This window comes from Pseudomonas sp. G.S.17 (assembly GCF_038096165.1).
In the GTDB taxonomy this organism is placed as follows: Bacteria; Pseudomonadota; Gammaproteobacteria; order Pseudomonadales; family Pseudomonadaceae; genus Aquipseudomonas.
Map to the genome: position 1 here is coordinate 4,495,798 of NZ_CP151076.1, position 18,945 is coordinate 4,514,742.

Below are 18,945 nucleotides of genomic sequence, written 5' to 3' on the forward strand. Positions count from 1 at the left end.
AACCCAGGATTACAAGGACTTGCGGCGCGACCATCGGCGACTGGCCAGCCAGCTGTACACCACCAGGTTGCAGAGCACGACAATGCCGCCCAACCACAGTTGGATCTGCGGCGTCAGGCCTGCGGGATAGATCAGCGGGATCAGGTAATGCTCGATAAAACCGCCGTCGTAGCCCTCCGTGCCCGCCCGACTGCGCAAGGTGTTTTCCAGTGGGGTCAACGGGCAGTAGAAATGGAAAAACTCCACCACTGCACCCCACACCAACGCCGGAACATGCAGGATCACCAGCCAGCGCCAACGCAGCACCAGCAACCCGCCAAATAACACGAACAAAATGAACAACACATGCACCACGACGACGGCGTCGGCTGCCAGACGAAAAAACATGGGGTGATCCTGCTGTGGCGCGGTGCTAAAAGCGCGATCCTTAAAGGCCGGTCAAAGTTCAATAATCCACTGATAAATATAAATATATTATTATTTTCAGGCTTTCGTGAACCTGACATGGACTTTTTCCGAAACACGATAGTCGGAGTAGTTAAGCAGCACAAACTTTACGCCGGTTTGGCAAAAGCTTGAACTGTTATAGCCACTCCACGAACACCAGAAGGAACTCGTCATGGGCATCGGCACAATTCTTATCATTATTCTGATATTGCTGTTGGTTGGCGGTCTGCCGGTATTCCCGCACTCCCGCAGCTGGGGTTACGGGCCGTCGGGCATCATCGGCACCATCCTGGTTATTCTGTTGATATTGGTATTGCTCGGAAGAATCTAACTTCCCGGCTTCAGCCAAAAAACCCCGCCAATCCGGCGGGGTTTTTTATTGAATGGAATAAGGGTATGGATAGCTGCGCTTTCGCGCGGCAAAAACGTGGGACCGGATTTATCCGGGAAGGCAATATTCCTGACGACAAAAGTGTCGTGTATGTTCCGGCCTCTTCCCGGATACATCCGGTCCCACTGGATCCTCGCCAACATGCCTGCAAACAAAAACGCCCCGAATCATTCGGGGCGTTTTGTCTTGCGGGTTACTTCACATCAGACAGATCAGTGCGACACCGCGCCGCTGGCACCCAGGCCAGTCTGCGAGCGTACGAACTGCGGGTAGAACAAGGCGCGCTCGCCCTCCGCCGCTTTCGACTTGTCGGTGATGGAGAAGAACCAGATACCGACGAAGGCGATGGCGATAGAGAACAGCGCCGGGTATTCGTACGGGAAGATGGCCTTCTCGTGGTGCAGGATCGACACCCAGATGGTCGGACCGAGGACCATCAGCACTACTGCGCTGATCAAGCCCATCCAGCCGCCGATCATGGCGCCACGGGTGGTCAGGTTTTTCCAGTACATGGAAAGCAGCAGGACCGGGAAGTTGCAGCTTGCCGCGATGGAGAACGCCAGGCCAACCATGAACGCAATGTTCTGGCTTTCGAAGGCGATGCCCAGGAAGATTGCCACGATTGCCAGGGCAATGGTGGTGATCTTCGAAACGCGGATCTCGTCTTTCTCATTGGCTTTGCCGGCCTTGATCACGCTGGCATACAAGTCATGGGAAACTGCCGAGGCGCCCGCCAGGGTCAAACCGGCAACCACTGCCAGGATAGTGGCGAAGGCAACTGCCGAGATGAAGCCCAGGAACAGACTGCCACCGACCGCATTGGCCAGGTGAATCGCTGCCATGTTGTTACCGCCCAACAGCGCGCCTGCTGCGTCCTTGAACGCCGGGTTGGTGCTGACCAGCAGGATCGCGCCAAAGCCGATGATGAAGGTCAGGATGTAGAAGTAGCCGATGAAACCGGTGGCATACAGCACCGACTTACGGGCTTCTTTCGCATCGCTTACGGTGAAGAAGCGCATCAGGATGTGCGGCAGGCCAGCGGTCCCGAACATCAGTGCCAGACCCAGGGAGAACGCCGAGACCGGATCCTTGACCAGACCGCCCGGGCTCATGATCGCTTCACCTTTAGGGTGAACCTTGACCGCTTCGGAGAACAGCATGTTGAAGTCGAAGTTGACGTGCTTCATGACCATCAGGGCCATGAACGACGCGCCGGACAACAGCATTACGGCCTTGATGATTTGCACCCAGGTCGTGGCGAGCATGCCGCCGAAGAGTACATACAGGCACATCAGGATACCGACCAGCACCACCGCAACCGCGTAGTCCAGACCGAACAGCAGCTGGATCAGCTTGCCAGCGCCAACCATCTGCGCGATCAGGTAGAACGCAACCACCACCAGCGAACCGCAGGCCGACAGGGTACGGATCTCTTTCTGCTTGAGGCGATAGGACGCCACGTCAGCGAAAGTGTACTTACCCAGGTTACGCAAGCGTTCGGCGATCAGGAACAGAATGATCGGCCAGCCCACCAGGAAGCCGATCGAGTAGATCAAACCGTCGTAGCCGGAGGAATAAACCAGCGCGGAAATCCCCAGGAAGGACGCGGCGGACATATAGTCACCCGCAATCGCCAGACCATTCTGGAAGCCAGTGATCTTGCCACCCGCCGAATAGTAGTCTGCTGCTGTCTTGTTCTTCTTCGATGCCCAATAAGTGATGTACAGGGTAAAGCCGACGAAAATGACGAACATGACGATCGCCGAAACGTTCAGCGGTTGTTTCTGCACAGCGCCGGTCAACGCTTCTGCCGCCCAGAGGGACGGCGCGAAGGCGGCCAGGCCGAATACTGCCAAGAGGCGCCGGATCATTGCTGAGCCTCCTTCAGGATCGCGTTGTTCAGGTCATCGAATTCACCGTTTGCGCGGCGAACATAGATCGCGGTGAGAATGAAAGCAGACAGGATCAAGCCGACCCCAATAGGCATTCCCCAGGTAATCGTTGATGTCGGGCTTAACTTGGCCCCCAGAATGTGGGGTCCATAAGCAATCAAAAGAATAAAGGCCGCATACAGGCCAAGCATGATCGCCGAGAGAATCCAGGCGAAGCGCTCTCTTTTTGATACCAGCTCCTTGAAACGGGGGCTGTTTTGAATCGAGAGGTAAATGCTGTCGTTCATTGTTTTTGTCCTCGCAGCACAGATGAGATGTCACACATTCACTTTAGTCGGGTCTGGCGCGCGCTCCAGACGACCTTAGTATTAGAACGACACTGTAGGACCGGTTTTAACCGGGAGGAAGTCAATTGACCAGCCACAAAAAAAAACCGCCCGGTCGTTGAACCGGGCGGCTTTGATGTTGCGTCAGACGTGAGGGCTTATTTGCCGGTCCACTCCTTGACGCGGTCCGGGTGCTTGGCGACCCAGTCCTTGGCAGCGGCTTCAGGCTTGGCGCCGTCCTGAATAGCGAGCATCACTTCACCGATCTCATCCTTGGAATTCCATTGGAACTTCTTCAGGAACTCCACGACATCCGGAGCCTTGGCGGCGAGCTCTGTGCTGCCGACGCTGTCCACGGTTTCTGCTGCACCGTAGACACCCTTTGGATCTTCCAGGAACTTCAACTTCCACTTGGCGAACATCCAGTGTGGCACCCAGCCAGTCACCGCGATGGATTCTTTCTTCTTCTCGGCACGGGTGAGCTCGGCGATCATGCCGGCGCCGGAACTGGCCTGCAGTTTGTAGCCATCCAGACCGTAGTCCTTGATGGCCTGTTCGGTCTTGATCATGACGCCCGAACCGGCATCAATGCCGACAATCTTTTTCTTGAAGGACTCATCGGTCTTGAGATCTTCGATGCTCTTGGCTTTCACGTACTCAGGCACGATCAGGCCGATCTTGGCGTCCTTGAAGTTGGAACCGTAGTTCACCACATTGTCTTTGTTCTTGGTCATGTACTCGCCATGAGTGACCGGCAGCCAGGCCGACAGCATCATGTCCAGTTTGCCGGTAGCCACGCCTTGCCACATGATCCCGGCCGCAACGGCTTGCAGTTTTACGTCATAACCGAGCTTCTGCCTGATCACTTCCGCTGCAACGTTCGTCGTGGCAACGCTATCGGACCAACCGTCGACATAGCCAATGCTCACTTCTTTGGCCGAGGCCAGCGTGGAACTGACAGCAAGGGCCAGAGCGGCACTCACGCCCAGGATTTTTCGCATCTTCATCGTTACTTCCCCGGTAGTCCTGCGCCCGACGGCGGTCGGGCATCGTTGACGTTGTTATTAAGGTCGCAGGCCGCGCCCAACTTTGGAGCACCGCGCGCCTTTCACGCTTCAACCACTGTTGCGAACGATGACCAGCACCGTGTCGACGCCTTGATAATCAACCGTGCCGATGTTGGGACATGCTCTGTCAACGACGTCAATGCGTCGGGAAACGACATCACGCGGCCATCAACGACATCCATGTCGTAAAACGCGCTTTGTTCCGTCCGGAAATTGCATGCCAAAAGCATCCCGGCGAACATCCGTTGAAAAATGCGCAATCGACTGACCTCGCCGCCGACGATTGGGGCGATGCTAAGATGCGGCCTTCGCCCCATTTCGGCCCGATCATGCCCGCCACTTCCCGCTCATTTCTTGTGCCCTATCTGTTCGCTTGCCTGCTTGGCGTGATTGCCATGTGCAGTTACTGGTACGCGATGGGCAAGCCGGTGATTCTCCCGGACGCTGCCACCCCGACCCATAAGCTGCAATGCGCGTCGTACACGCCGTTCGACAAGGATCAGTCGCCGTTCGACCAGCCGTTCAAGCTGCGACCCGAGCGCATGGATGCCGATCTGGCCCTGCTCGCCACGCGCTTCGAATGCATCCGCACCTATTCAATGACCGGCCTGGAAGCGATCCCCGCGCTGGCGCGCAAGCACGGGCTGAAACTGATGCTGGGCGCCTGGATCAACAGCAATCCACAGGACACGGCCAAGGAAGTCGACGCGCTGATCGCTTCGGCCAACGCCAATCCGGACGTGGTAACGGCGGTCATCGTCGGCAACGAGGCCTTGCTGCGCAAGGAAGTCACTGGCGCGCAGCTGGCGAAGCTAATTGCTCAAGTCAAAAGCCGGGTACAACAACCGGTGACCTATGCCGACGTCTGGGAGTTTTGGCTGCAATACCCGGAAGTCGCACCGGCCGTGGACTTCCTGACCATCCACTTGCTGCCTTATTGGGAAGACGACCCCAAAGGCATCGATGACGCATTAGCGCACGTGGCGCAGATCCGGCAGATATTCGGCAGCAAATTCGCGCCCAAGGACATCGTGATCGGCGAAACCGGCTGGCCCAGCGAAGGCCGTCAACGGGAAACTGCGCTGCCGAGCCGGGTCAACGAGGCGAAGTTCATCCGTGGCTTTGTCGCCATGGCCGAGCAGAACGGCTGGCACTACAACCTGATCGAAGCCTTCGACCAACCTTGGAAACGCGCTGCCGAAGGTGCGGTGGGCGGTTACTGGGGATTGTTCGACGCTGATCGACAGGAAAAAGGCGTGCTGGCCGGACCGGTGTCGAATCTGGGCTGGTGGCCGTTCTGGCTGAGCGTGAGTGGTGGCATTTTCCTGCTGACCCTGGCGTTTGCCGGGCGTGTCGACACTAACCGCAACGCGCTGATTCTGCCGCTGTTGGCCGCGCTTGGCGCTTGTTGCATCGGCACCTGGGGTGAGCTGGCGCGCATCACCAGTCGCTTTTACGGCGAATACCTCTGGGCCGCTTTGCTGGTGGGCTTGAATCTGGTGGTGATGGCCCATGCGGTACTGGTGCTTTCAGCGGGTGATGGATGGCGCAGCAAAGCGCTGTTGTGGTTCGAGGCGCGAGCCGGCTGGCTGGTGGCAGCGGCGGGTTTCGCGGCGGCGATCATGATGCTCGCGCTGGTGTTTGATCCGCGCTACCGCAGCTTTGCGACGCCGACACTGATTGTGCCCGCGCTCTTCTATCTGGCGCGCCCGGTGGCGGCCCCCCGTCGTGAAGTTGCGCTGTTGACGTTTATCGTCGGTGCAGGCATCGCGCCACAACTGTTCCGCGAAGGCCTTGCCAATCAGCAAGCGCTCGGCTGGGCGCTGGTCAGCGTGCTGATGACCGCAGCGTTGTGGCGCTGCTTGCGGGTGCGACAGCAGCAATCCGTTACGGCGATGCGCGCTGCGCCGTCGGTGTAACCCGGCCAACGCTGGCGGAAACATATTGTGTTACCTCTTCGCGTCAGCGAACGCCGCAAGCGGGTAACACGGAAACAAACGGTATGGATTTTTTGCCTGACCCGTTCCGACACATCAACCTAAGTCATTGTTTTTAAAGCATTCGTAAAAGTTGGCACAGGTCCTGCTATATCTCTGGCATAACAAGAATAAAAAGCGGCATACCTAATAAGAACAAGACGTAACGGCTCTGACATAACAAAAACAACGGCACAGAGACGAAGCTAACAGATTTTTTTGGAGTGGATCAGCTTTACAGAAGCGCCGTAAGGGCTTCGCAACCGGGCAGAGAACAATAAAACTACCCTCAGGTAGCTCCCGAACTGGTTGGATCAGCGGCTTTGATCAAAGCGAGTCAGCGCTCAAAAAAATACGTTTGCTCTTGATCCCGCATGGGGATCGCACAAGAACGCAGTAAAGGGACCGGTCGCCAAAAACAAGAACAGGCCACCCTAAAATAATAAAAATAGAGCATGCAAAACGATTTAAAAGGGGAGCTTCGGCTCCCCTTTATGCTGTCTGGGGTTTGGGTTTTCTTGATCTGTTGGAGCGAGGCTTGCCCGCGAACCAGATTGTTAGTCGACCTATTTATCGCTTGCAACGACGCCTTCGCGGGCAAGCCTCGCTCCAACGAAACCGTATTGCAATTCCGAAGACTTGGATCAGGCCGTTTGCTTAGGCGCACGAACCAGTCGCAAACCCGCAATTACCACCGCAAAAACCCCGATGCTTGCGCTATAAAGCACCAGTGCCGCAATCCCCAGCAGCAATGCCAGCACTGCCAGACGCCAACCAGCAACGCCGCGCAAAAGGAACGCCACCAGCGAAACCGCCAGCGCCGACCAGGAAATAATCCCGAAGTGGATCATCCAGCCCAATCCCGAGCGAAACTGGCACTCCCATTGCATGGCCTCGTTGGCACAGATGCCAACCCATTGCGCGTCTTCCATCAACAGGTAACGCACGCCATAGCTGGCGCCGAGCCAAAGTGGCAAGGCGATCAGCAACAGAATCAAGGGCAAACGGCGAGGCATCGAGGACTCCATCCAGGTCAAAACTTTGGCGCGAAATGGCGCCCAGAATAGCCGCCTCGCCTCGCCATGCAAGGGCTGCGGGCGAATTTAAAGACTCGTGCTTCGCTATTGATGCAACAGAACGTGTATTGTCTCGAAGATTTTACGAAACTTAGACTGTCAGTGCGGCACTTGGCACTCGATCAGCGGTCATAGCCCGCGTACCTCATCAGCACTTCGTTCCCAAGGGATTTAGTCATGCTCCGTTTTCTGCGCTTTGCTGCCGTCATTGGCGGCCTCTGTTTGAGTGCGTCCGCTATGGCGGTCAATGTCGACCCCGCCACTTATGGCTTCCCTCTGACCAACCCGTTCGAAGCGACCATCGCCACGACACCTCCGGATCTACGCCCGGATTTGCCGGCTGATGAGGATATCGACCAAGACGATTACACCCTCAATCTGCACCCCGAGCGCGAGTTCACCCTGCCGGATAACTTCTGGGCAGTGAAAAAACTGCGTTATCGCCTGGCCAAGCAGGATCACCCGGCACCGCTGATCTTCCTGATCGCGGGCACCGGCGCACCTTATAACAGCACCCTGAACGAGTTTCTGAAGAAGCTTTATTACGGCGCTGGCTACAACGTGGTGCAACTGTCTTCGCCGACCAGCTATGACTTCATGAGCTCGGCCTCGCGTTTCGCAACGCCGGGTGTTTCCAAGGAAGATGCCGAAGACCTGTACCGCGTCATGCAGGGCGTTCGCGCACAGCAGAGCAAACTGCAAGTTACCGACTATTACCTGACCGGTTACAGCCTGGGCGCGCTGGATGCTGCATTCGTCGCGCACCTGGACGAAACCCGTCGCAGCTTCAACTTCAAGAAAGTCTTGCTGATCAACCCGCCGGTGAACCTTTACACGTCGATCACCAACCTCGACAAACTGGTGCAGACCAACGTCAAGGGCATCGACAACAGCACCACGTTCTACGAACTGGTCCTGGAAAAGCTGACCCGTTACTTCCGTCAGAAAGGCTATATCGACCTCAACGACGCATTGCTTTACGACTTCCAGCAGTCCAAGCAGCATTTGACCAACGAACAAATGGCCATGCTGATCGGCACTTCGTTCCGCTTCTCTTCGGCTGATATCGCGTTCACTTCCGACCTGATCAACCGTCGCGGTCTGATCACGCCACCGAAGTTCCCGATCACCGAAGGCACCAGCCTGTCGCCGTTCCTCAAGCGCGCGCTGCAATGCGACTTCGATTGCTACCTGACCGAACAAGTCATCCCGATGTGGCGTGCCCGTACCGACGGCGGCAGTCTGCTGCAACTGGTCGATCAAGTGAGCCTGTATGCGCTCAAGGATTATCTGCACACCAGCACCAAGATCTCTGTCATGCACAACGCTGACGACGTGATCCTGGGCGCCGGCGACCTGGGTTTCCTGCGCAAGACTTTCGGTGATCGTCTGACCGTTTACCCTTACGGCGGACATTGCGGCAACCTTAATTACCGCGTCAACAGCGACGCCATGCTGGAGTTTTTCCGTGGCTAAACGTCTTTTACTCATCGCTGCCCTGCTCTGCTCGGGTGCGACCTATGCCGCTGACGCGACCAACAGCAACCTTGCGGCCCACCCCGCCACCGTCGCCCGCGAGGACGATGCAGACGGCTTCACGCATCCGCTGAACGCATTGAAGTTCAATCCGGGCCTGGACCAGCGGGAATTCGAACGCGCCACGCTCAACGCGCTGGAAGTCTACGATCCGCTGGAGTCGATGAACCGCCGGGTCTACCACTTCAACTATCGCTTTGACGAATGGGTGTTCCTGCCCGTGGTCAACGGCTACAAATATGTCACGCCGAGCTTCCTGCGTACCGGCGTCAGCAACTTCTTCGCCAACCTGGGCGATGTGCCTAACCTGTTGAACAGCCTGCTGCAGTTCAAGGGCAAGCGCTCGCTGGATACCACCGGTCGCCTGTTGGTCAACACCACCATCGGCATCGCTGGCCTGTGGGACCCGGCAAGCATGATGGGCCTGCCGCGCCAGAGCGAAGACTTCGGTCAGACCCTGGGCTTCTACGGCGTACCTGGCGGCCCCTACCTGGTCCTGCCGTTTCTCGGCCCATCGAACCTGCGCGACACCGGCGGCCTGGTATTCGACTTCGCCGCCGAATCCCAGATCAATTTCCTGAACGTCTCGCAAGTCAGCCAGGACCATCCGGAAATCTACGCCCTGCGTATCGTCGACCGCCGCTACACCACCAGCTTCCGCTACGGCCAGATGAACTCGCCGTTTGAATACGAGAAAGTGCGCTACGTCTACACCGAAGCCCGCAAATTGCAGATTGCCGAGTAACTGAAAGGCTTCACAGGAACGGCCAACCGGAGCGATCGGGTTGGCCGTTTTTTTATGGGTGAAACCAAAAGCTGTAGATACTCCATCGCCGCACGTGGATTGCTTTTGCTTCGCTCTTCCGTGCCGCGACCTGGCAGACACCGCCAAACGCGCGTCGGGAGGCTGAGCGCAGGTGTCGTGGTGTGGGGCGACCGGCATGGATGCCGGTCGAGCGCCGTTGCGCCAGGGATGGCGCGTCGGCGCGTACCCACACCACGGCACCGGAGCGAGGGAACCCCTGCGAAGCAGGGGCCGGACGTCAGCGCAGAATGGTTTCGTCCTTTGCCGAAACAAAGGACTCGACCGTCAGGGCGAAACCTCAATAAGCCGCACCGCGAATGCTGTTGGTGCCACTCGATTTGACACGCAGCGCCAGAATAAGTAAATCGCCTCGCGAACAAGTTCGCTCCTACCCTTGCGCATCTGATCGCTCACTCGCCAATGGATCAGGCCCGTATTTGTTGGGGCCCTTTGTTCCTTCTACCGACATAAAAATTACTTGCAATATTAGCCCCACTACGGGAATTAAGAACGTCAGCCACCACCAGCCACTGGACTCATAATCATGGAAGCGCCTAACTGTCAAAGATAAAGAAGGAACCATGACCATCATCAAGAAGAGCACGGTAACCGGCCCGAACCCGATCAAGGGAATGTACAGACCGAGTACCGCATCCAGCAATACACAGAGTGACCCCAAACAGATATTGCCCAATTGGAAAACCCAGTACTCTGATCTTCTGGCGCGCCCATCAAAATCAAAACTCTTTTCGAAACTTTCAAAATATAAAGCCATGAATCTTCCTTTAATTACTATTTATCTCAACCACACGACGAAAAATGGCCGTCCATGAGAAATGCGCTATTCCAAATACAACAACACTCATATTTCTTGTCTTTAGCTACACCTATCCACAAGCCGACGTCCGAAACAGACGCTGGCAATATATAGATAGTTATTTTTTTGTATGCAGGACGCGGAAAGGTCTATTCAACGAAAAAGACTTCATGGCCGTCGGACTTTTCGTCTTGACGAAGGGAAAAATTCATCATCGAAAAATTCGATTACAACACAGCAAAAAACCCACCCATTCATCAACCCCACAGGCATAACATAGCCAGCATTCCCACTCGAGGAGCAGGTTCATGACTCAATTTCGCAAAGTGCTGTCGATTCAGGCAGGTCAACCCACTTCGGATGGCGCCGGCGTCAGTTTGACCCGTGTGTTTGGCGGGCCGGGGGTCGAGCAGTTTGATCCGTTTCTGATGCTTGATGAGTTCGGTTCGGACAAGCCGGACGAATACATCGCGGGCTTTCCGCCGCATCCGCATCGGGGTTTCGAGACAGTGACTTACATGCTCGAAGGCCGCATGCGTCACGAGGACCACATGGGCAACGTCGGCTTGCTTCAGGGCGGCGGCGTGCAGTGGATGACGGCGGCGCGGGGCATTATTCACAGTGAGATGCCGGAGCAGGAAGAAGGCGTGATGCGCGGCTTCCAGCTGTGGCTGAACCTGCCCGGCAAAACCAAGCTGAGCGATGCCAGTTACCAGGACATCCAGCCGGAAAACATCCCGCGACTGACCACTGACGCTGGCGTCGAAGTGGTGGTGATTGCCGGTCAGTTCGATGACGGATCGGTGCAACAGGCTGGCGCGGTGCAGCGCCCGGACACCGAGCCGCAGTATTTCGACTTTCACATGCCGGCTGGCAGCAGCATCAGTCCGCGCCTTCCTGAAGGCCACCGCGCGTTGTTGTATGTCTATGAAGGCACCCTGGAGGTTGCCGGTCAGCCGCAAGCGGTCAGCGCCAGCCGTCTGGTGCGTTTGTCGAATGAGGGTGAACTACAGCTGACCAGCACCGCCGGAGCTCGGGTGCTGTTGATTGCCGGCAAGCCGCTGGGCGAACCCATCGTGCAATACGGCCCGTTCGTGATGAATACGCGGGAAGAGATCGAACAGGCACTGCGGGATTTTCGTGATGATCGGTTGACGGCTTGAATCTGGCTGATTGGGCGAGCTTGTGTGGGAGCGAGCTTGCTCGCGAATAAGCACTCCACACATCTTTAGAGCCTGAAATACTGCCTTCGGCAGCAAGCTGGCCCCCACAAGGGTCGCACCGGTTACAACCGCAAAAACCGCTTCAACTGCTCGCCCTGGGCAATCGCGTCGTAGCGGCCCAGTTCGATCAGTTCGCTGCAATATCCCGCTTCGAACAGCAGATAGCTCAGCACACTGGCGCCGCTGGTTTTGGTTGCACCGGGTCCGCGCAGGAAAGTGCGCAGTGCCGGGGGTAATTCCCGGCGATGGCGGGCGGCTATCTGGTCAATTGGCTGACTGGGCGCGATCACCAGCACTTCCACCGGTGCCAGACCTTGCTGGCGTATGCGCTGCTCACTGGGCAGCAGATGGCTAAGCAGGTTCATGCGTTCCAGCACTTCGATGTCGCTTTCGAGGCTGTCGATGAAGGTGCTGTTGAGCAAGTGCCCGCTGATCTGCGCCAGGCTCGGCTGCCCACCGGTGGTGACCCGCCGCACGTCACGGTTGGCGTCGACACCCCGCGGGTTACCGCTGACGCCCACCACCAGCACCCGGTTGGCGCCCAGATGCAGCGCCGGGCTGATCGGCGCTGACTGGCGCACGGCACCGTCGCCGAAATATTCCTGATCGATTTTCACTGGCGCGAACAGCAGCGGAATTGCTGAACTGGCCAGCAGATGATCGATGGTCAACTGGGTCGGAACACCCACACGACGGTGGCGCAACCACGGATCGATGGTGCCTTTGCCTTGATAGAATGTCACCGCGTGCCCGGATTCGTAACCGAACGCCGTCACCGCCACCGCCCGTAAATGCCGCGCCTGGATAGCCGCGTCGATACCCTCCAGGTCCAGCCGTTCTGTCAGCAGGCCACGCAACGGCGAACTGTCGAGCAGCGCGACCGGGATCTGCGAACCCAACCCGAGCAAGCTTTTACCGAGGAAACGTGCGGCCTGTCGGCTGACCCCCGGCCAGTCACTGCGCAGTACCTGATGGCTGCGAAAGCCTTGCCAGAACTCGGTGAGTTGATGGATCGCGGTGCGAAAATGCAAGGCGCCACTGGCCAGTTTCACAGCATTGATGGCCCCGGCCGAGGTGCCGACTATGACCGGGAACGGGTTGGGTGCGCCTGCGGGCAACAGGTCGGCAATCCCCGCCAACACGCCAACCTGATAAGCCGCTCGGGCGCCGCCACCGGACAGAATCAACCCGGTGACGGGTTCAACGTCATTCACAGCGTCCATCGCGATGGCATTTTCGAGCATGTGGGCGTCAGCCTCGGGTCATTTACGCTTCTTATACAGCTTCGCTTCGCCCACCGGTCGGCTTTTAAAGCGTCTGTGCGCCCAAAGATACTGCGCCGGGCATTCAGTGATGGCACTTTCTACCCATTGATTGATACGCAGGCAATCCACCTCGTCGCTTTCTCCGGGGAAATCCTGCAAGGGCGGATGAATCACCAACCGATAACCACTGCCATCTGCAAGACGCTGCTGAGTGAAGGGCACGACCTGGGCGCGGCCCAGCTTGGCGAACTTGCTGGTAGCCGTCACCGTGGCCGCCTGGATACCGAACAGCGGCACGAAGACGCTTTGCTTTGCGCCATAATCCTGATCCGGCGCGTACCAGATGGCGCGGCCGGCACGCAGCAGCTTGAGCATGCCGCGCACGTCTTCACGTTCCACAGCCAGGGAATCCAGATTGTGCCGCTCGCGGCCGCGACGCTGAACGAAGTCGAACAGCGGGTTCTTGTGCTCGCGGTACATCCCGTCAATGGTGTGCTGCTGCCCCAGCAACGCCGCGCCGACTTCCAGCGTGGTGAAATGCAATGCCATAAGAATCACGCCCTGGCCTTGTTGCTGCGCGGTTTGCAGATGCTCCAGCCCTTCGATATGGGCGAGTTTGGCCAGACGCTCCTTGGACCACCACCAACTCATGACCATCTCGAAGAAGGCAATGCCGGTGGAGGCGAAATTTTCCTTGAGCAGACGCTTGCGCTCAACCTTGGTCAGGTGCGGGAAACACAGCTCCAGATTGCGCGAGGCAATGTATTTTCGATCAGTGGCAAATCGATACATGACCGCGCCCAGGACACGGCCAATGATCAGCAGCACGCGAAATGGCAGCTGGACGATCAGCCATAGCAGCCCCAGCCCAAGCCACAATGGCCAGAATCGGGGGTGGAGAAAACAGGCTCGAAAACGCGGGCGATCCATCAAAGCTTCCGTCAGAAGAATGGCCGCGCATTCTACATCGGTTCGACCCGGCTTGCGGCTAGCGGGCGTTCTCGTTATAAGTCTCGGCACTTTTAGCGACAAGCTGTTGTATTTCGACCATGAGCCAAATCGAATCGCAAGACCAGGATCCCGTCTTCCAACTGAAGGGCAGCATGCTGGCCATCACGGTGCTGGAGCTGGCCCGGAACAATCTTGAAGCGCTCGACCGTCAATTGGCGGCGAAGGTGGCGCAGGCGCCGAATTTCTTCAGCAACACCCCGCTGGTGCTGGCGCTGGACAAGCTTCCAGCCGATGGTGGCCCGGTGGATCTGCCTGGTCTGATGCGCATCTGCCGCCAACATGGCTTGCGCACCCTGGCGATTCGTGCCAATCGCATTGAAGACATCGCCGCGGCCATCGCCATCGATCTGCCAGTACTGCCGCCGTCAGGCGCCCGAGAGCGTCCACTGGACCCGGCCGAAGGTGAAGCGGCCAAGCCAAAAATCGAAAAACCGCCCGAGCCGACGATCAGGCCAACCCGGGTCGTAACCTTGCCTGTGCGCGGTGGACAACAGATCTATGCTCAAGGCAGCGACCTGATCGTGATTGGTCCGGTGAGTCCCGGTGCGGAACTTCTTGCCGATGGCAACATCCATGTTTACGGCCCTATGCGCGGTAGAGCATTGGCAGGCATCAAGGGCGACACCAAAGCGCGGATTTTCTGTCAGCAATTAGGCGCCGAACTGATTTCCATTGCCGGGCAATACAAGGTATCCGAAGACTTGCGCAGGGACCCGCTGTGGGGAGCTGCCGTACAGGTCAGCCTGTCCGGTGACGTGTTGAACATCATCCGGCTTTAACGGATACTGCGCCATTTTTAAAGCATCTCTGATTCGTCGCGAAAACGTAGCAAAGGTTGTAGGAAATCCGGGGATCTTCACTTTTCCGGCACATCTCCCTTCGATTCAGAAGTCAGGGTTGAGTAATTTCCATCATTGTTCGACTGCCGCCGCTTCAAGAGACGCTCTTCAGGGACTAACTGTCCTTTTCCTCTAGGGGTGAAACACCTTGGCCAAGATTCTCGTAGTTACATCCGGCAAAGGCGGTGTGGGTAAGACCACCACCAGCGCCGCGATCGGTACCGGCCTCGCATTGCGCGGCCACAAAACAGTGATCGTCGACTTCGACGTCGGTTTGCGTAACCTCGACCTGATCATGGGCTGCGAGCGACGCGTGGTGTATGACTTCGTCAACGTGGTCAATGGCGAAGCAACGCTGACCCAGGCGCTGATCAAAGACAAACGCCTGGAAAATCTATACGTACTGGCCGCCAGCCAGACTCGCGACAAGGACGCCCTGACGGTTGAAGGCGTCGAAAAAATTCTCATGGAGCTCAAGGAGACGTTCGAATACGTCGTCTGCGATTCTCCTGCCGGTATCGAGAAAGGCGCTCACCTGGCCATGTACTTCGCCGATGAAGCGATTGTCGTGACCAACCCGGAAGTGTCTTCGGTACGTGACTCGGACCGCATGCTGGGCCTGCTGGCCAGCAAATCCCGGCGCGCCGAGCGTGGCGAAGACCCGATCAAGGAACATTTGCTGCTGACCCGCTACAACCCTGAGCGCGTGGTCAATGGTGAGATGCTGGGCGTTGAAGACGTTGAAGAAATCCTCGCGATCCGTTTGCTGGGCGTAATTCCGGAATCCCAGGCAGTCTTGAAGGCTTCCAACCAGGGTGTTCCGGTCATCCTCGACGACCAGAGCGACGCCGGTCAGGCCTACAGCGATGCTGTGGATCGCTTGCTGGGCAAGGAAGTGGCGCACCGGTTCCTCGATGTGCGTAAAAAGGGCTGGATAGAGCGGTTGTTCGGAGGCAAATAATGAACATTTTCGACTTCTTTCGTGCCAGCAAAAAGGTCAGCACCGCGTCGGTGGCGAAAGAGCGTCTACAGATCATCGTGGCGCACGAACGCGGCCAGCGTACGACCCCGGACTATCTCCCAGCCTTGCAGAAAGAACTGGTGGAAGTGATCCGTAAATACGTCAACATCGGCTCCGATGACGTGCAGGTTGCTCTGGAAAACCAGGGCAGCTGTTCGATCCTGGAACTCAATATCACCCTGCCAGATCGTTGATCCGGCGGGTGCCCGCGGCGGTATAAGCGGTGTTCTGCAAAGAGCATCGTCTATACCGCCGTTGGCGTTTCTCGCGTTTCGAGGCCGTTACACATGCCGTTGTCGAACATCCGCATCATTCATCAGGACGCTGCCGTCCTGGTGGTCGATAAGCCGACCCTGCTGCTTTCCGTTCCCGGCCGTGCCGAGGACAACAAGGATTGCCTGATTACCCGCCTGCAGGAAAACGGTTACCCCGAAGCCCGAATCGTCCATCGCCTGGACTGGGAAACTTCCGGGATCATCCTGCTCGCCCGCGACCCGGACACCCATCGCGAACTGTCCCGGCAGTTTCATGATCGGGAAACCGAAAAAGCCTACACCGCGCTGTGCTGGGGCCAACCGACACTGGACAGTGGGCGCATTGATCTGCCGCTGCGCTACGATCCGCCGACCAAACCTCGGCATGTGGTGGATCACGAAGTCGGCAAACATGCGCAGACATTCTGGAAGGTTCTGGAACGTTGCGGCGATTACTGCCGTGTCGAGCTGACGCCGATTACCGGCCGCTCTCATCAGTTGCGGGTGCACATGCTTTCAATTGGCCATCCGCTGCTGGGTGACGGGTTGTATGCCCATGCCGAAGCGCTGGCCGCGTTTCCACGCCTGTGTCTGCATGCGAGCATGTTGGCGTTTACCCATCCGCAAACTGGAGAGCGGTTGCGGTTTGAGTGTCCGGCGCCGTTTTGATGGGGTACGCCACCCTGTAAATACCCTTTTGCAGAGTAATGGAATCGCAGGCATATCCAACAGCGGCGTTGACGTACATTTACTTTTGCGCCCTGACAGCCTCCGTGCCTTCACCTGCCAAAACTATGTGATCCACCCTTATATCGCATGTGAAACACGATCCCTGTGGGAGCGAACTTGTTCGCGAAGGGGCCGGTACATCCAGCACAGATTCAGCGTCTGCAACATTGCTTCGCGAATAAATTCGCTCCTACAGTGAAATGCGATCTGGGAGACACCACCAACCGAGCGTCGGGAGGCTGAGCGCAGGTGTCGTGGTGTGGGTCGCTCGGCATGGATGCCGAGCGAGCGCCGTTGGGCCATGGATGGCCCGTCGGCGCGTGCCCACACCACGGCACCGGAGTCGAAGGAACCGCCGCGAAGCGGGGGCCGGACGTCAGCGAAAATGGTTTTGGTTACTTTTGTCGAAACAAAAGTGACCCGGCCGTCAGGACGGAACCGACATCAGCAGCAACACGGTGCTATTGGCACTGCACGATTGAAAATACCGGAACTCACCAACACCGCAGCGTTTAGGCCAACCCAAAACAAACCCACAACCACACGCCCCACCCCAATACGGTAAACTCGCGCCATTGCTGTCTGGAGTAACTTATGCGCGAAGAGCTGAACCAGGGTCTGATCGATTTCCTCAAGGCCTCTCCTACACCCTTTCATGCCACTGCCACCCTCGTTCAACACCTGGAAGCCTCGGGCTTTCAGCGTCTGGACGAGCGGGAAACCTGGTCCACCGAAACCAGCGGGCGTTACTACGTCACCCGCAACGATTCTTCGATTGTCGCGTTCCGCCTGGGTCGCCAGTCGCCGCTGACCGGCGGTATTCGCATGGTTGGCGCGCACACCGACAGTCCGTGCCTGCGGGTCAAGCCGCAGCCTGAGTTACAGCGCCAGGGTTTCTGGCAGTTGGGCGTCGAAGTCTATGGCGGCGCCCTGCTCGCCCCGTGGTTTGACCGCGACCTGTCACTGGCCGGACGAGTCACGTTCCGCCGCGACGGCAAGGTCGAAAGCCAGCTGATCGACTTCAAGCTGCCGATTGCCGTGATCCCGAACCTGGCGATCCACCTCAATCGCACCGCCAACGAAGGCTGGCCGATTAATCCGCAACTCGAATTGCCACCGATCCTCGCTCAGGTGGCCGGTGACGAGCGCGCTGACTTCCGCGCCCTGCTCACTGACCAACTGGCCCGTGAACATGGACTGAACGCCGACGTCGTGCTCGATTACGAGCTGAGCTTCTACGATACCCAGAGCGCTGCGGTGATCGGGCTCAATGCTGACTTCATCGCTGGCGCACGCCTGGACAACCTGCTGTCCTGTTACGCCGGACTGCAAGCGTTGCTCGGCACCGATAGCGACGAAACCTGTCTGCTGGTCTGCACCGATCACGAAGAAGTCGGCTCGTCGTCAACCTGCGGTGCTGACGGTGCGATGCTGGAACAGATCATCCAGCGCCTGCTGCCCGATGGCGAAGATTACGTGCGTACCATTCAGAAATCGTTGCTGGTGTCTGCCGACAACGCGCATGGCGTGCACCCTAACTACGCCGAAAAGCACGACGCCAACCATGGCCCGAAACTCAACGCCGGCCCGGTGATCAAGGTCAACAGCAACCAGCGTTACGCCACCAACAGCGAAACCGCCGGATTCTTCCGTCATCTGTGCATGGCTGAAGAAGTGCCGGTGCAGAGCTTCGTGGTGCGCAGCGACATGGCCTGCGGCTCGACCATCGGCCCGATCACGGCCAGTCATCTGGGGGTACGCACGGTGGATATCGGCCTGCCGACCTTCGCCATGCACTCGATTCGGGAACTGGCGGGCAGCCACGACCTGGCGCATCTGGTGAAAGTACTTGGTGCTTTTTATGCGAGTCATGAGTTGCCGTGATTTCTTCTTGAGCTGAAGCAGCGGGCTTGCCCGCGAATCGGCTGTAGGAGCGACTTGTAGGAGCGGCTGTAGGAGCGACTTCAGTCGCGAGCCGCTCATCAATTGCCCTCCCGGCTAAAGCCGGTCCTACAACCAATGCTCGCTCTCCGAAACCCGACCTAGACTCAAGGTATCGAGCTACAGAGGGTCGATGCCATGAACGCCTTTTATGCAATGCTGCTGCCGATCATGATCGGGATGTTGCTGTTGTGTATCGGCTTCAGTTACCAGGAGCGCGGTGGCGGTGTGTTCATGATCTGGCTGGGGATGATGCTGATGCTCGGCACGATCGGCTTCAAGATTCTGGAAAAGCTTGCCTGAACGTCAACCTCAGGCAATGCGCGGTC

Annotated in this window: 19 protein-coding genes; 11 read left to right on the forward strand and 8 right to left on the reverse strand. The window is 57.7% G+C overall.

The features are described from left to right. Window positions 1–9: 9 nt before the first annotated feature. Complete coding sequence (locus tag AABC73_RS21075) at window positions 10–387, reverse strand: DUF2784 domain-containing protein (RefSeq protein WP_341520804.1); 378 nt, start codon at window positions 385–387, stop codon at window positions 10–12. 232 nt (window positions 388–619) lie between these two features. Here AABC73_RS21075 and AABC73_RS21080 point away from each other — a divergent pair, with 232 nt between their 5' ends. Continuing rightward, entirely contained in the window at window positions 620–778 is a 159-nt protein-coding gene (locus AABC73_RS21080) for a DUF3309 family protein (protein WP_020290439.1), read from the forward strand. Window positions 779–1,050: 272 nt separating this feature from the next. Here the strand turns inward: AABC73_RS21080 and AABC73_RS21085 are convergent, their stop codons facing one another. The 3 genes from AABC73_RS21085 to AABC73_RS21095 all read right to left on the reverse strand — a co-directional run bounded on the left by AABC73_RS21085 (window position 1,051) and on the right by AABC73_RS21095 (window position 4,063). After that, window positions 1,051–2,709 carry a cation acetate symporter gene (locus tag AABC73_RS21085; protein WP_341520805.1) on the reverse strand — a complete coding sequence of 553 codons (1,659 nt, stop codon included), beginning with the start codon at window positions 2,707–2,709 and terminating at the stop codon, window positions 1,051–1,053. Further along, window positions 2,706–3,017 (reverse strand): DUF485 domain-containing protein, encoded by a 312-nt coding sequence (locus AABC73_RS21090; protein ID WP_003314526.1) that lies wholly within the window; start codon window positions 3,015–3,017, stop codon window positions 2,706–2,708. Before AABC73_RS21090 ends, AABC73_RS21085 begins: the two co-directional genes overlap by 4 nt. Window positions 3,018–3,214: 197 nt before the next feature. Continuing rightward, window positions 3,215–4,063 carry a glycine betaine ABC transporter substrate-binding protein gene (locus AABC73_RS21095; protein WP_341520806.1) on the reverse strand — a complete coding sequence of 283 codons (849 nt, stop codon included), beginning with the start codon at window positions 4,061–4,063 and terminating at the stop codon, window positions 3,215–3,217. Window positions 4,064–4,452: 389 nt separating this feature from the next. On the opposite strand from AABC73_RS21095, the gene AABC73_RS21100 reads away from it, so the two are divergent. Continuing rightward, window positions 4,453–6,042: a glycosyl hydrolase family 17 protein gene (locus tag AABC73_RS21100; RefSeq protein ID WP_341524298.1), complete on the forward strand. Its 1,590-nt coding sequence runs from the start codon at window positions 4,453–4,455 to the stop codon at window positions 6,040–6,042. Window positions 6,043–6,743: 701 nt separating this feature from the next. Here the strand turns inward: AABC73_RS21100 and AABC73_RS21105 are convergent. Next, the gene (locus AABC73_RS21105) at window positions 6,744–7,115 is read right to left on the reverse strand and encodes a hypothetical protein (RefSeq protein ID WP_341520807.1); all 372 of its coding nucleotides are present in this window, start codon (window positions 7,113–7,115) and stop codon (window positions 6,744–6,746) included. Between the two features lie 237 nt (window positions 7,116–7,352). Here AABC73_RS21105 and AABC73_RS21110 point away from each other — a divergent pair, with 237 nt between their 5' ends. Both AABC73_RS21110 and AABC73_RS21115 read left to right on the forward strand, forming a co-directional pair. Beyond that, window positions 7,353–8,651 carry a serine/threonine protein kinase gene (locus AABC73_RS21110; RefSeq protein ID WP_065831319.1) on the forward strand — a complete coding sequence of 433 codons (1,299 nt, stop codon included), beginning with the start codon at window positions 7,353–7,355 and terminating at the stop codon, window positions 8,649–8,651. Continuing rightward, on the forward strand, window positions 8,644–9,456 hold the full coding sequence (locus tag AABC73_RS21115; protein ID WP_341520808.1) for a VacJ family lipoprotein: 813 nt from the start codon (window positions 8,644–8,646) through the stop codon (window positions 9,454–9,456). The genes AABC73_RS21110 and AABC73_RS21115 overlap by 8 nt, the downstream gene beginning before the upstream one ends. Window positions 9,457–9,904: 448 nt before the next feature. Here AABC73_RS21115 and AABC73_RS21120 read toward each other — a convergent pair whose 3' ends face one another. Then, complete coding sequence (locus AABC73_RS21120; RefSeq protein ID WP_020290790.1) at window positions 9,905–10,291, reverse strand: DUF805 domain-containing protein; 387 nt, start codon at window positions 10,289–10,291, stop codon at window positions 9,905–9,907. A gap of 350 nt (window positions 10,292–10,641) precedes the next feature. Here AABC73_RS21120 and AABC73_RS21125 point away from each other — a divergent pair, with 350 nt between their 5' ends. Continuing rightward, window positions 10,642–11,496, forward strand: coding sequence for a pirin family protein (locus AABC73_RS21125; RefSeq protein WP_341520809.1), 855 nt, complete (start codon window positions 10,642–10,644; stop codon window positions 11,494–11,496). A gap of 122 nt (window positions 11,497–11,618) precedes the next feature. Here AABC73_RS21125 and AABC73_RS21130 read toward each other — a convergent pair whose 3' ends face one another. Further along, window positions 11,619–12,800: a patatin-like phospholipase family protein gene (locus tag AABC73_RS21130; RefSeq protein WP_341520810.1), complete on the reverse strand. Its 1,182-nt coding sequence runs from the start codon at window positions 12,798–12,800 to the stop codon at window positions 11,619–11,621. 18 nt (window positions 12,801–12,818) lie between these two features. Then, complete coding sequence (locus tag AABC73_RS21135) at window positions 12,819–13,751, reverse strand: lipid A biosynthesis lauroyl acyltransferase (RefSeq protein WP_341520811.1); 933 nt, start codon at window positions 13,749–13,751, stop codon at window positions 12,819–12,821. 119 nt (window positions 13,752–13,870) lie between these two features. On the opposite strand from AABC73_RS21135, the gene minC reads away from it, so the two are divergent. The 6 genes from minC to AABC73_RS21165 all read left to right on the forward strand — a co-directional run bounded on the left by minC (window position 13,871) and on the right by AABC73_RS21165 (window position 18,919). After that, window positions 13,871–14,611: a septum site-determining protein MinC gene (gene minC / locus AABC73_RS21140; RefSeq protein WP_341520812.1), complete on the forward strand. Its 741-nt coding sequence runs from the start codon at window positions 13,871–13,873 to the stop codon at window positions 14,609–14,611. Window positions 14,612–14,819: 208 nt separating this feature from the next. Next, on the forward strand, window positions 14,820–15,632 hold the full coding sequence (gene minD, locus AABC73_RS21145) for a septum site-determining protein MinD (RefSeq protein ID WP_020290795.1): 813 nt from the start codon (window positions 14,820–14,822) through the stop codon (window positions 15,630–15,632). Next, complete coding sequence (gene minE / locus AABC73_RS21150; RefSeq protein WP_020290796.1) at window positions 15,632–15,886, forward strand: cell division topological specificity factor MinE; 255 nt, start codon at window positions 15,632–15,634, stop codon at window positions 15,884–15,886. Before minD ends, minE begins: the two co-directional genes overlap by 1 nt. 93 nt (window positions 15,887–15,979) lie before the next feature. Further along, window positions 15,980–16,615 carry an RluA family pseudouridine synthase gene (locus tag AABC73_RS21155; protein WP_065831313.1) on the forward strand — a complete coding sequence of 212 codons (636 nt, stop codon included), beginning with the start codon at window positions 15,980–15,982 and terminating at the stop codon, window positions 16,613–16,615. Between the two features lie 654 nt (window positions 16,616–17,269). Continuing rightward, window positions 17,270–18,559, forward strand: a complete 1,290-nt coding sequence (locus AABC73_RS21160; RefSeq protein WP_341520813.1) for a M18 family aminopeptidase — start codon at window positions 17,270–17,272, stop codon at window positions 18,557–18,559. A gap of 195 nt (window positions 18,560–18,754) precedes the next feature. After that, complete coding sequence (locus AABC73_RS21165) at window positions 18,755–18,919, forward strand: hypothetical protein (protein ID WP_170826270.1); 165 nt, start codon at window positions 18,755–18,757, stop codon at window positions 18,917–18,919. Window positions 18,920–18,945 lie beyond the last annotated feature (26 nt).

What these genes read in the sequence shown, in the direction of transcription:
- AABC73_RS21075 (WP_341520804.1), bottom strand. Translation starts at nt 387, where the DNA reads ATGTTTTTTCGTCTGGCAGCCGACGCCGTCGTCGTGGTGCATGTGTTG.
- AABC73_RS21080 (WP_020290439.1), top strand. Translation starts at nt 620, where the DNA reads ATGGGCATCGGCACAATTCTTATCATTATTCTGATATTGCTGTTGGTT.
- AABC73_RS21085 (WP_341520805.1), bottom strand. Translation starts at nt 2,709, where the DNA reads ATGATCCGGCGCCTCTTGGCAGTATTCGGCCTGGCCGCCTTCGCGCCG.
- AABC73_RS21090 (WP_003314526.1), bottom strand. Translation starts at nt 3,017, where the DNA reads ATGAACGACAGCATTTACCTCTCGATTCAAAACAGCCCCCGTTTCAAG.
- AABC73_RS21095 (WP_341520806.1), bottom strand. Translation starts at nt 4,063, where the DNA reads ATGAAGATGCGAAAAATCCTGGGCGTGAGTGCCGCTCTGGCCCTTGCT.
- AABC73_RS21100 (WP_341524298.1), top strand. Translation starts at nt 4,453, where the DNA reads ATGCCCGCCACTTCCCGCTCATTTCTTGTGCCCTATCTGTTCGCTTGC.
- AABC73_RS21105 (WP_341520807.1), bottom strand. Translation starts at nt 7,115, where the DNA reads ATGCCTCGCCGTTTGCCCTTGATTCTGTTGCTGATCGCCTTGCCACTT.
- AABC73_RS21110 (WP_065831319.1), top strand. Translation starts at nt 7,353, where the DNA reads ATGCTCCGTTTTCTGCGCTTTGCTGCCGTCATTGGCGGCCTCTGTTTG.
- AABC73_RS21120 (WP_020290790.1), bottom strand. Translation starts at nt 10,291, where the DNA reads ATGGCTTTATATTTTGAAAGTTTCGAAAAGAGTTTTGATTTTGATGGG.
- AABC73_RS21125 (WP_341520809.1), top strand. Translation starts at nt 10,642, where the DNA reads ATGACTCAATTTCGCAAAGTGCTGTCGATTCAGGCAGGTCAACCCACT.
- AABC73_RS21130 (WP_341520810.1), bottom strand. Translation starts at nt 12,800, where the DNA reads ATGCTCGAAAATGCCATCGCGATGGACGCTGTGAATGACGTTGAACCC.
- AABC73_RS21135 (WP_341520811.1), bottom strand. Translation starts at nt 13,751, where the DNA reads ATGGATCGCCCGCGTTTTCGAGCCTGTTTTCTCCACCCCCGATTCTGG.
- minC (WP_341520812.1), top strand. Translation starts at nt 13,871, where the DNA reads ATGAGCCAAATCGAATCGCAAGACCAGGATCCCGTCTTCCAACTGAAG.
- minE (WP_020290796.1), top strand. Translation starts at nt 15,632, where the DNA reads ATGAACATTTTCGACTTCTTTCGTGCCAGCAAAAAGGTCAGCACCGCG.
- AABC73_RS21155 (WP_065831313.1), top strand. Translation starts at nt 15,980, where the DNA reads ATGCCGTTGTCGAACATCCGCATCATTCATCAGGACGCTGCCGTCCTG.
- AABC73_RS21160 (WP_341520813.1), top strand. Translation starts at nt 17,270, where the DNA reads ATGCGCGAAGAGCTGAACCAGGGTCTGATCGATTTCCTCAAGGCCTCT.
- AABC73_RS21165 (WP_170826270.1), top strand. Translation starts at nt 18,755, where the DNA reads ATGAACGCCTTTTATGCAATGCTGCTGCCGATCATGATCGGGATGTTG.